Annotated in this window: 2 protein-coding genes and 1 pseudogene; 1 reads left to right on the top strand and 2 read right to left on the bottom strand. The window is 64.7% G+C overall.

Going from position 1 to position 1,566, the window contains the following annotated elements:
* Positions 1 to 301, top strand: a 301-nt coding sequence (locus EN780_RS33870) for a hypothetical protein (protein WP_133372871.1), incomplete at its 5' end; no start/stop codon positions are given.
* A gap of 182 nt (positions 302 to 483) precedes the next feature.
* Here the strand turns inward: EN780_RS33870 and EN780_RS33865 are convergent.
* Together EN780_RS33865 and EN780_RS33860 are read right to left on the bottom strand one after the other, a co-directional pair.
* Positions 484 to 792, bottom strand: a pseudogene (locus EN780_RS33865) (antibiotic biosynthesis monooxygenase); the annotation flags it as partial.
* Positions 793 to 836: 44 nt separating this feature from the next.
* The coding region (locus EN780_RS33860; RefSeq protein ID WP_210215073.1) for an energy transducer TonB at positions 837 to 1,566 on the bottom strand (730 nt) is incomplete at its 5' end.

Raw genomic sequence — 1,566 nt, 5'->3', positions numbered from 1 at the left:
GGAGAAGGCGACGACGTCGACGCGCAGCGCACGCGCCTCGACCGGGTCGGGCCTGCCGATCGCGGCCATAGACGGCAGGCCCGACCCGGTCGAGGCGCGTGCGCTGCGCGTCGACGTCGTCGCCTTCTCCGGCACACCGGAGGCGGCACGCGTCGTGCGCAAGGTCATCGCCGAGCGCGCCGGCCCAATCGTGCCGTTGGTCAGCGAGGTGCTCAACCCGGCGGCCTACGCGCATGAGCGCGCCGTCTGCGTCGACACCACGGCGGCCGGCGGAAACGCCAGTCTGCTGGCTGCTGCCTAGGGTGTGTTGATATTCAGGTGAGGCCGGCCTGCAAATGGCGGCTTCCTGCGCTTCCGGTGCTCACGTGCTTCAAGTACGCTCCGCTCCGGTTCTCGGAAGCCACCATTTTGAACTCGGCCTGACCTGAATCTCGACACACCCTTACCGTCAACCGAGATTGACCGCGCGCCAGCGGCTACGCCCCCCTCGACAACCGAGAACCCCTCGAACTGGGGATGACCGAGATAGTGAACCTTCGAGGTGCCGGCGTTGCGATGGGCGGCGCGGAAGTTTTCCGACTTCGTCCAGGCGACGAAATCCTCGTGGCTGGCCCAAACCGTGTGCGAGGCGAACAGCGTGTAGCCCTGGTTCTCGTTGACCGGACCGCGCGGCAGGTGGAATTCCCTGAAGCCTTTCATGTCGGAGAGGCTGGAATCGCGGTTCTTCCAGACATCCTCGAAGGCGTCTTCCGAGCCGTTCTGGACCTTGAAGCGGTTCATGGCGATGTACATTGGCTATTCCTTTGGCGATCTATGGTGGGTGGTTTCGAAGCCGATCAGAACGGACCGATTGGGGCTCTGAACCGCCAGCTCGAAATTCCGATCTCCGGCGGAATGGGAGGGAAGGGTGACTGCTGGCGCACCAGGTTCAACGCGAACTGATCGAGTTCGGGTGAACCTGAACTTTTGGCGAGCTCAAGGTCCGTGACGCGGCCATTCGCCAACACCACAAAGCTCACCGTGGCATTGTTGAGAGCCTTGGCCTGCGCCGACTTTGAAACAAGACGATTGGCCTTCGCCAGCTTGCTGGCGATCTCGCCACTGTAGCGCGATCTCGCCGCTTCGCCGTTCGCTGCCTTGGCCCTGCCCTTGCTGGCGATCGACGCCTTGATCTCTTGCCCGTCCGCCGTGCCGCGCGCGTCGGCCATCTTGCTTACAGCGCACGAACCGTCGGCAGGGCTCGGCCTCGGGGTCGGGACGGGCGGCTGCCCGGAAAAAGCCGGTTCAGGCTCGGAGCTTTCGTCCTGGATCGCGGAAGTCACCGGCTGCTCATCCGCCTGCGCCGCACTGTGCAGGTTGTCTCGCGGCGTTCCGGCGATCAAAATGTCAGGTGCCGGGTCTGGCTTTTCGACGGTTTCCTTCGCAGGTGCTGGCGCTGCCGACTCTCGTTGCGCCTGGGGAGTTGGCGCCGGTTTCACTGCCGGCGTCGTCGGTGATTTCGGGGTTGGCACCAGCGCGACGTTGACCGCGCCCGGCATTTGTCCATCCGAGGCGCTGCCGACGACG

Origin of the sequence: Mesorhizobium sp. M4B.F.Ca.ET.089.01.1.1 (assembly GCF_004022605.1) — a bacterium.
GTDB classification, from domain to species: domain Bacteria; phylum Pseudomonadota; class Alphaproteobacteria; order Rhizobiales; family Rhizobiaceae; genus Mesorhizobium; species Mesorhizobium abyssinicae.
The sequence above is the reverse complement of the archived record's forward strand: the minus strand, read 5'-3'. Positions and strand labels throughout refer to the sequence as shown.